Annotated in this window: 8 protein-coding genes and 1 tRNA gene; 1 reads left to right on the top strand and 8 read right to left on the bottom strand. The window is 66.1% G+C overall.

What is annotated here, in order from left to right; genetic code table 11:
• Nucleotides 1-47: 47 nt before the first annotated feature.
• From VED21_RS02305 to VED21_RS02315, 3 genes are all read right to left on the bottom strand, one after another.
• Complete coding sequence (locus tag VED21_RS02305; RefSeq protein ID WP_324880694.1) at nt 48-2,189, bottom strand: putative bifunctional diguanylate cyclase/phosphodiesterase; 2,142 nt, start codon at nt 2,187-2,189, stop codon at nt 48-50.
• Between the two features lie 234 nt (nt 2,190-2,423).
• Nucleotides 2,424-2,888 carry a hypothetical protein gene (locus VED21_RS02310; protein ID WP_324880695.1) on the bottom strand — a complete coding sequence of 155 codons (465 nt, stop codon included), beginning with the start codon at nt 2,886-2,888 and terminating at the stop codon, nt 2,424-2,426.
• Between the two features lie 88 nt (nt 2,889-2,976).
• The gene (locus VED21_RS02315; RefSeq protein WP_324880696.1) at nt 2,977-3,219 is read right to left on the bottom strand and encodes a hypothetical protein; all 243 of its coding nucleotides are present in this window, start codon (nt 3,217-3,219) and stop codon (nt 2,977-2,979) included.
• A gap of 749 nt (nt 3,220-3,968) precedes the next feature.
• On the opposite strand from VED21_RS02315, the gene VED21_RS02320 reads away from it, so the two are divergent.
• The gene (locus tag VED21_RS02320) at nt 3,969-4,382 is read left to right on the top strand and encodes a hypothetical protein (RefSeq protein ID WP_324880697.1); all 414 of its coding nucleotides are present in this window, start codon (nt 3,969-3,971) and stop codon (nt 4,380-4,382) included.
• A gap of 204 nt (nt 4,383-4,586) precedes the next feature.
• Here the strand turns inward: VED21_RS02320 and VED21_RS02325 are convergent, their stop codons facing one another.
• The 5 genes from VED21_RS02325 to VED21_RS02345 form a co-directional block, all read right to left on the bottom strand.
• Nucleotides 4,587-5,372 carry a hypothetical protein gene (locus VED21_RS02325; RefSeq protein ID WP_324880698.1) on the bottom strand — a complete coding sequence of 262 codons (786 nt, stop codon included), beginning with the start codon at nt 5,370-5,372 and terminating at the stop codon, nt 4,587-4,589.
• A gap of 470 nt (nt 5,373-5,842) precedes the next feature.
• Nucleotides 5,843-6,199, bottom strand: a complete 357-nt coding sequence (locus VED21_RS02330) for a zinc ribbon domain-containing protein YjdM (protein WP_324880701.1) — start codon at nt 6,197-6,199, stop codon at nt 5,843-5,845.
• Between the two features lie 123 nt (nt 6,200-6,322).
• Nucleotides 6,323-6,398: transfer RNA gene (locus VED21_RS02335), tRNA-Lys, on the bottom strand.
• 58 nt (nt 6,399-6,456) lie between these two features.
• Nucleotides 6,457-7,002, bottom strand: a complete 546-nt coding sequence (gene coaD / locus VED21_RS02340; protein WP_324880699.1) for a pantetheine-phosphate adenylyltransferase — start codon at nt 7,000-7,002, stop codon at nt 6,457-6,459.
• A 26-nt stretch (nt 7,003-7,028) separates the two neighbouring features.
• Nucleotides 7,029-8,465: DNA gyrase C-terminal beta-propeller domain-containing protein (locus tag VED21_RS02345; RefSeq protein WP_324880700.1), on the bottom strand; the 1,437-nt coding region annotated here is incomplete at its 5' end.

Below are 8,465 nucleotides of genomic sequence, written 5' to 3' on the forward strand. Positions count from 1 at the left end.
TCTTGCCTCCGTGCGTGAGGCCGTCGACCTGGCTCAGCCCCGCACCGCTAGGGCGCCGGCTTCCGCTGCCCGCGCACCATCTCGGCCAGCGCCTCCGGCATCATCGGGCGGCCGAACAGGTAGCCCTGGAGCTGGTCGCAGCCGGTGGAGGCGAGGAACTCGCGCTGTTCCTCCGTCTCCACGCCCTCGGCCACCGTCACCAGCCCGAGGCCGTGCGCCATGCCGACCGCGGCGCGGACCAGCGCGGCGTTGCGGCTGTTCTCCGGCACGTCGATGATGAAGGCGCGGTCGATCTTCAGCTTCGCCACCGGCAGCTGCTGCACGTAGCTCAGGCTGGAGTAGCCCGAGCCGAAATCGTCGATGGCCACCTGCACGCCAATGTCGGCCAGCTCGCTCAGCGTCCGGATCGCGACCTTGAGGTCGCGCACCGCCGCCTGCTCGGTGATCTCCAGGCCGAGGTGGCTGCGCAGGTGCGGCTGGTTCTCCAGCAGCTCCATCAGCCGGTGGGCCAGGTTGCCGCGCAGGAACTGCTGGCCGGAGATGTTGAGGAACACCCGCTTCGGCAGCACGCCCTGCCCGTCCCACTCGCCCATCTGCCGCACCACCGTGGACAGCACCCAGTCGGTGATCGGCACGATCAGCCCGCTCTCCTCGGCGACCGGGATGAACTCGCCCGGGGAGATGGCGCCCAGCGTGTGGTGCGTCCAGCGCAGCAGCGCCTCGGCGCTGGTGACGATCCCGGTCTTCGAGTCGATGATCGGCTGGTAGACGAGGTGCAGCTCGTTGCGCTCGATGGCGTGCGCCAGGTGCATGGTCAGCAGCATGCGCCGGGTCGCCGCGGCGGCCATTTCCGGCGTGTAGAAGCACACGGCGTTGCCGCCGTTGTGCTGCACGGACTGGAGCGCCAGCTTCGCCTTGGCATTCAGCTCCTCGACCCGCTGGACCGTGTTGTCGAGCAGCGCGGCACCCACCGAGACGCGCAGCCGCACCCAGTGGCGGTCGGCGTAGATGGAGGCGGTGACGCGGTCGTGCAGCACCTCCGCCAGGGCCTGGGCGTGCTCCAGATCGTCCACCCGCGACAGCGCCGCGAACTCGTCGGCGGCGATGCGGCAGATGTAGGTCGCCTTGGGCAGCACCTCGGTCACGCGGGAGACCAGCGCCTTCAGCGCCGCGTCGCCGACGTGGAAGCCGAAGGCCTCGTTCACGTCACTGAACTGGTCCACGTCCAGGCTGAACAGCGCGAAGCAGGGCGGCGGCTCGCCTTCGCGCAGGGCGTCGGCCAGCACCGCCTCGCACTCCTCCAGGAAGGCGGTGCGGGTCAGCACGCCGGTCAGCGGGTCGTGCCGGGCGAGATAGGAGGCGCGCTGCTCCGCCGCCAGCCGGTCGGAGATGTCGCGGATGATGCCGACGAAGGCCGTCTCCTCGCCCATCCGCGCCTGACCGACGCTGATGTGCACGGGGAAGACGGTGCCGTCCTTGCGCTTGCCCAGCGTCTCGCGCCCCATGCCGATGATCTTGGAGCGATCGGTCGCCAGATAGGTGTTCACGAAGCGGTCGTGGTCGCGCGAGAAGGGCGGCGGCATCAGGACGGTGAGGTTGCGGCCCACCAGCTCCCGCTCCTCGTAGCCGAACTGCTCGCAGCAGGACTTGTTGATGGAGCGGATGACGCCGCGCCGGTCGGCGATGACGATGCCGTCCACCGCGGCGTCCAGCAGGGTGCTGACGAACGGGTCGCGGCGCATCAGGAAGTCGGCGATGCGCTCCTCGTCGGCGATGTCCTGGAAGACGCCGAGGTAGCCTTCAGGGTCCTGCGCGCCCATGCGGTGCGGCACGACGCAGCCGGTCAGCAGCACCCGCCCGCCGCCGGGGCGCGGCACCACGCAGTCCACCGGCACGGTGGCGCCGGTCTGCACGACCTTGGCGAAGGCCTCGGCGATGGGCGCCACGCAGGGGCTGTCGACGTCGGCCAGCACGCGGCCGACCAGCGAGTCCGGCGCGGCCCCCAGCAGCTGGCCGAAGCGGGCGTCGGCGTGGCGGCAGCGCTGCGCCTCGTCCATGTAGACGGTGGCGAAGTGGCCGTGGTCGAGAAAGCTCGCGGCGAGCGAAGCCATGAAACCGGGGGCGCGCGTGAAGCTCAGGACGCGCAGCTCCTCCGGTTGCTCGGTTTCGGTCGCGGTGCGGTTGGACAAGGCCCTTCCTGCTTCCTCAAGCGCCACACGACGGGGCGCGGCGCAGCGCCGCCCCCGTGGCATCCCCGGTTGGCATCGTAGCACCCAATGCGAGCAGTTGTCGCGTCCGGTGCCTAAAACACAAACAAAAGTTCTAGCCAATCCGGGTATAGCCGACCGGCCGCGCGGGGGTCAACCCGCGCCGGTCAGCCGGGCGCTTCGGTCACAGGTCGGGCGCCGATCACCGGGCACCGATCACCGGGCGTGGACGCCCCACCAGTTGGTGGGCGCGCCGGGCAGCCCGGCCGACGGCGCCACCAGCGTGGGCACCGCCGAGGGGCCGAGGGCCAGCACGTTCTCCTCGGAGAAGATGGCGTTGGGCAGGCTGGCGAACTGCTGCGGCCCCATGCCGGTCAGCAGCAGGCCGTTGCGCTGGCGGGAGAAGCGGAACTGGCCGGCGTCGATGTCCGCCCGCCGCTCCATGGGATAGTACATCGGCGTGCTGGAGACGACGCGCACCTGCGCGGTGCGCCCGTCCGGCCCGACCACCACGTCCTCCACCTCCCCCAGCTCCCGCGTGCCGTCGGCGGAGAGCACGACGTGGCCCAGCAGGGCCGCCGGGGAGATGGCGTCGAGGCTCTGCGCCTCCGGTCCGCCGGCACAGGCGGCGAGCGACAGCAGGCCGAGGACGGGCAGCAGGTGGCCCAGCGGGCGGTGCATGGCGGATCTCCCTGATCGCGGCGGTTGCCCTGGGACAACACGCGGCGCGGGCCCTTGATCCACCGGACCCGCCGGCCGATCCTGCGCGTCAGGCCTGGGCGGCGCGCAGGATGGGGTAGTAGACGACCTCCGCCGTCGGCTGCGCGGCCATCGCCTGCCCGCCCGCCGTCATGATGTCGGCCATCTGGCGCTGCGTCTCGGTGTGGAAGGCCATCAGCCGCTCGAACACGGCCAGGGCCTCGGCCTGATCCGGAGCCATATCGGCCGTGTCCGGTTCCACGTGGTGCTGCGGGGCGGCGGCGGGGGTCGGGAACATCAGGATCTGGGCCATGGCTCTCTCCATCGCTGGGGTGACGCCATAACATCACGTTTACTTTTTGTTAGCCATAATTAAGCGCGCCTTAACCGGTGACCTTTTCCGGCCCGGCCGCCGGGGAAATGTTACCGGATGTTACGCCGCGATACGCCTGGAGGCGGGTGTCACATCCGCCCACCGCATGCGCTGCCCGGCGGGGCCGGGCGAATGTAACCGGATGAAACCGGATGAAACGCTTTTCGATGGGGTGTTTCATCCAGCCACCGCCTCCATTTTCCCCCAATGCAACCGGATGCAACACCATGCAACGGAATCGGCGCGGTGTTGCATCCGTTCACCGACGTCGTTTTCACGCAGAGGGATTTGCACGGGCTGACGCTGGGTGCGGTACGGCCAATGATCGCATCCATCATCGCGGATCGTAGGAATGTTGTCAACGCGCCGAGACTTTACGCCGTTTGACCCCGCCCGAACCGCCGGGGCACACTTCGCGGCGGAGCGTGGAAACTCCCGCAGCGGGTCCCCTTGGGGGCTTGCGCTGCACCCGTGATAGGCGGACCCCGGCTGCCGGCCGAGTCCGCCGAATGACCGTGCCCGCATCTTGCGGGTGCGACCGGCAGCGCTTTGCCGGGAGTCCGTCCGCTATACAAGACCCGCGAGGGGAAGGCGGCGGGCACGTTCTCACGGGCGTGTTTCCACCCTCCCGGCGCCAGCGCCGCTCGCTGGCCCCGGCCGTGGAAAGCCGGTCAACCGTGAGCCCGACCATGATCAAGCAGCCTTCGTACCCGTTAACGCGCCGCCACGTCCTCGGCGCCCCACTGGCGGCCTGCGCCGTCCCCCTGCCCGGCCTCGCCGCCGGTTCCGACGCCGACCTGATCGCCGCCGCCGAGGCCTTGGACAGGATGCTGGAGTCGCACGAAGCGCTCTACGACCGCCTGGACGCGGCGGGGCTCGACCCGTGGAGCCAGCCGGCCTTCACCGCCTCCCTGCACGCGATGCGCGCCGCCGGCACCCGCTACGCCCGCACCCCCGCCGGCACGATTCGCGGCCTGCTGCTGAAGCTGCGCCGCCTGCGGGACGACACGGACGGTGGCGTAAGCCATTGGCACGAGGATCTGATGCGCGGCATCGTCGCGGATGCGGAGCGGTTTGAGGCGGTGATGGGGGTGGAGGCGTAGGTTGGGTTGAGCCGAAGGCGAAACCCAACGCGCTTGCAATGCGGGAGTGTTGGGTTTTTCTGGCTCTTTCTCGGCTAGCATGTTCTTTTGCAGGGCGGCATCCGAATTCATCGGCCCGATGAATAGATCGACATATATTCATACTAAAAACGTTATCTTGTACCGTTAACGTAAACCAAGAGAAGGGCACGGGTTATTTTTCAATCATCTCTTTGCCAATACGGCCCACGACCGGACAATCGTATTCTTGAATGAACATTTATTGCAGGAGATCTCTTTCCCATGCTTTAGCATATGCTGACCAACGACATTGAGCCCGCCACAGGACACGCAGCGAAACCCCGCTTCCTTGAGCGTAAAATACACGCCATCCCCGGTGCGCTCCACAAGGTATAGGGCCTTGCATTTAAAGCACTCTACGCTTTTATGATGAATAAGCCCAGCATCTTTTCTTTTTATTTTCGCGTGACATTCAGAACATTCAAAATTTACTATAGATGGCGAGTATCTCACACTAGTAATGTTAGACGACGCTATGCATAATAACTTTTCGTATATATCTTCAATCGACCTCTTCTTTGCGATAGGATTGGGCGCGCGACCGTTTCGGTTGTCATCTAAAGTAGGGGCGTGAAGGAATGAGCTAAGTGTGTTGTGAGCCTTATTTGCCCATTTTCCACCAAATGTCTTATATTCGCCGAGAGTGATTTCCGGACCTGGCAACCCACCCTCGTCATCCTTCCAAAACGTTACCTTCATATCTTGCTCAGCGTCAGGGTCAAGCTCCAAAATAGCGGCCATTACGTCTTTTGGACGCCATGAGGACGCTTTTTCTATGGGGAGGTCGACGATAAATGCTTCTAGTTTTTCATAACAAAGCAGTTCAAGGGCCAAGCAAATTTCAAGGCATGCATAACGGATACTTGCCTCATCCCCTGCACTCAATAGAGCATGTGCCCTGCTAAGGCATTCTTTAGCTCTTTCGCGCATCTACAAAGCTCTACTGAAAAGGAGTTATCTTCTTATACATTGCCAAAGTTTTCAGCGCGCCGCCACCCCACCTGACCGGGTGTCCGCTTGCGCGGCGTTACGGTCGGCTAGCGCGCCTACTTCCTGGTAGGTGAGGCCCAGGGGCTTGAAGCTTGGGGCTGATCGCCAGTGCGTGTCAACGATGAGGCCATCTGCCTTCCCAGGAAAAGGCACATGGCGTTTCGCTTTGGAGTTTCGCTTTGGAAGCTGTCTGCCGTTGGGCTGCGCCTGCGGCTTAGCCCAACCTACGGAGGGCGGCTGATCCTTGCCGACACTTGCCCCCACCCGGCCTTCGCTTACGCTCGGCCACCACGGTCGCCCGCAAGTCGGGCGACCGCGCTCCGCCTACGATCGCCTTCGGCGCTCGTTGCCTGCGGCGCCGGCTCCACGCCCCCGCTGCGCAGGGGACGGTCTGTCGGTGAATGAGCGCCCTACGCCTTCTTCACGAACTCCGACTTCAGGTTCATGGCGCCGATGCCGTCGATCTTGCAAGCGATGTCGTGGCCGTCGGCGCCGTCGACCAGACGGATGTTCTTCACCTTGGTGCCGCCCTTGACCACCAGCGACGAGCCCTTGACCTTCAGGTCCTTGATCACGGTCACGGAGTCGCCGTCGGCGAGCACGTTGCCGTTGGCGTCACGGATGACAGGATCCTGCGACGCCTCGGCACCGGCGGCGCCGGCGGCATCGGGGTTCCATTCGTGGGCGCACTCCGGGCAGATCCAGAGGCTGCCGTCGTTGTAGACGTGTTCGGAATTGCACTGGGGGCACTTCAAGTCGCTGTCCATCATGGTCCTCGTCGTCTGGAACGGCGTCCCCGTGCGGGGCCGGGCGTTCCGCTGTGAAACATGGTCGACGTCGGGCCGCAAAAGCAAAGGCCCCGGCGGAACGCGCGGGGCCTTTGCTGATGATGGTGAGCGCGCTGGGATTCGAACCCAGGACCTACTGATTAAAAGTCAGTTGCTCTACCGACTGAGCTACGCGCTCCCAAGGACGTCGGGAGGGCGGCACCATAGGGGGTGCCGGCCTTCCGGTCAACCGTCCGTCACTGTTTCAGCGTCTGCATCTTCTTGGCGTCGTCGGCGCCGGCCTCCAGCGCGAAGCGGTCGCCCAGGTGCTTCACCACGCGCGGGGAGACGAATTGCGTGATGTCGCCGCCCAGGCGGCCGATCTCCTTCACGAAGCGCGAGGAGATGAACTGGTGACGCTCCGACGCCATCAGGAACATCGTCTCGATCTTCGGATTGAGACGCGCGTTCATGCCGGCCATCTGGAATTCGTATTCGAAGTCCGAGACGGCGCGCAGGCCGCGGATGATGACGCCGGCCTTGCACTCCATGGCGAAGTGCATGAGCAGGTTGTCGAAGGGCTGCACCTCGATGGTGCAGCCGTTCTTCTCCAGCGCGTCCACGTCCTCGCGCACCATCGCCACCCGCTCGTCCGTCGAGAAGAGCGGGCCCTTGCCGGCGTTGCGGGCGACGCCGACGACGAGGTGGTCGACCAGCCGCGAGGCGCGCTGGATGATGTCCAGGTGCCCGTTGGTGATGGGGTCGAAGGTGCCGGGATAGACCCCGATGCGGCGCTTGGACATGGTGGCTCCCTTCCGGCCTTATCCGGTCAGTCCGTCGATTCCGGGCTGCTGCTGTCCGGGGTGTCCCCGTTCACGCCGCCGGCTTCACCGTTGCTCTCGCCATTGGCGTTGTCGCTCACGTCACCGTTCACGTCGCCATTGGAGTCGCCGTTGCCGTTTCCGTTGGCGTCCTCCTCCTCCTCGATGGAGGCGACGGAGACGACGCGCTCCTCGGGGCCGACGCGGAACAGCGTGACGCCCAGGGTCTTGCGGCCGGCCACGCGCACGTCGTGGATCGGCATGCGGATCACCTGGCCGCCGTTGGTCACCATCATCACCTGGTGGGCGTCGGTCACCGGGAACGCCGCGACGATCGAGCCGTTGCGCTCGCCCATCTCCATGTTCCAGATGCCCTGCCCGCCGCGGCCGCTGGTGCGGTACTCGTAGGACGAGGTGCGCTTGCCGAAGCCACGGTCGGAAACGGTGAGCACGTACTGCTCCAGCCGCTTCAGCTCGTCGTAGCGCTCCTGCGTCAGGGTGACGGTGTCGGCGGGGATCTCGTCGGCCTCCGGCGCCGACTCGCCCACCATGTCCAGCCCCTCCTCCTTCTTCTTCTTGAGGTAGGCGGCGCGCTCGCCGGGCGAGGCCTCGACGTGGCGCAGCATGGACATGGAGATGATCTCGTCGCCGCCCATCAGCTTGATGCCGCGCACGCCCGTGGAGGTGCGGCCGGCGAACACGCGGATCTCCGGCACCGGGAAGCGGATGCAGCGGCCGTCGCGGGTGGCCAGCAGCACGTCGTCGTCCTCGGTGCAGGTGCGCACGGCGATCAGGCGCTCGCCCTCCTCCTCCAGCTTCATGGCGATGAGGCCGTTGGAGCGGATGTTGGCGAAGTCCGACAGCTTGTTGCGGCGCACGCCGCCCTTGGAGGTGGCGAACATCACGTGCAGCTCGCCCCAGGTGCCCTCGTCCTCGGGCAGCGGCAGGACGGTGGAGATGGTCTCCCCCTCCTCCAGCGGCAGCAGGTTGACGAAGGCCTTGCCGCGCGCCTGCGGGTTGCCCAGCGGCAGGCGGTAGACCTTCAGCTTGTAGACGATGCCGCGCGTGGAGAAGAGCAGCAGCGGCGTGTGCGTGTTGGCGACGAACAGGTCGGGGACCGCGTCCTCCGCCTTCATGCTCATGCCGGACCGGCCCTTGCCGCCGCGCTTCTGCGCGCGGTAGGTGGACAGCGGCACGCGCTTCACGTAGCCCGACTGGCTGACGGTGACGACCATGTCCTCGCGCTGGATCAGGTCCTCGATGTCGGCCTCGAACTCCAGGTCCTGGATCTCGGTGCGGCGCGGCGTGCCGAACCGCTCCTTCATCTCCACCAGCGCGTCGCGCAGGATGCCCAGCAGCTTCGCGCGGTTGGCCAGCGTCTCCAGGTAATCGGCGATCTGGTCGGTGACGTCCTTCAGTTCCGCGCCGATCTTGTCGCGCTCCAG

The organism is Azospirillum sp. (genome assembly GCF_035627195.1).
GTDB lineage: Bacteria > Pseudomonadota > Alphaproteobacteria > Azospirillales > Azospirillaceae > Azospirillum.